We start from the raw sequence: 773 nt of genomic DNA on the forward strand, positions 1-773 counted from the left end.
GCTATCACGCTGTCAAAACCTATCGCAACGGTACCTCTGTCGCCTTTATCTGTCGGAGATACAAAATCTCAAAAGCCTCTCTTATGCGGTGGAATAAACGGTTCGATGGAAGCAAAGAATCTCTAAGAGACAAATCCCATCGCCCTCTGACCCCTCATCCAAATAGTCACACCAATGAAGAAATCAATTGGATCAAACACTGTATCCGCCGCAATCCTAAAGCTACACTGATTGAAATCTTCTACAAACTCAAAACAAACAAAGGTTACCACAGGCATCCTTGTTCCCTCTTTCGCATTCTGAGAAAATTAGGCTTCTTCAAAGCTTCTAAAGAAAAGAAAAAAGCCTACAAACCAAAACCCTATCATACGCCGACCGAAATCGGAGTGAAATGGCAAATGGATGTCAAATATGTCCCAAAACACTGTTACACCGGCTCTATCCCTGATAAATTCTATCAGTATACTGTCATCGACGAAGCTTCCAGAGAGCGATTTATCTATCCTTTTAAAGAGCAAAGCTCTCATTCTACGGTTCAATTTTTGAAATTGGCTATTCGTCATTTTGGTTATCAGCCCAAAATCCTGCAAACAGATAATGGTGTTGAATTTACACACTTTAGAGAGACCAAGCAAGTCCACCCGCTTGACCTTCTTTGTGAGGAGTTGGGGATTGAGCATAAGTGTATTAAACCTCGAACGCCTCGACACAATGGCAAGGTAGAACGAAGCCATCGCAATGACAATAACCGATTCTACAAACATCTCCAGTTC

General features: G+C 41.9%; 1 protein-coding gene. It reads left to right on the forward strand.

Annotated elements, in window-relative coordinates; all coding sequences use genetic code 11:
* A partial coding sequence (locus STRDD04_RS10165; RefSeq protein WP_062201985.1) for a DDE-type integrase/transposase/recombinase occupies positions 1-773 on the forward strand: 773 nt, incomplete at both ends.

The sequence above is a fragment of the Streptococcus sp. DD04 genome (assembly GCF_001578725.1).
GTDB lineage: Bacteria > Bacillota > Bacilli > Lactobacillales > Streptococcaceae > Streptococcus > Streptococcus sinensis.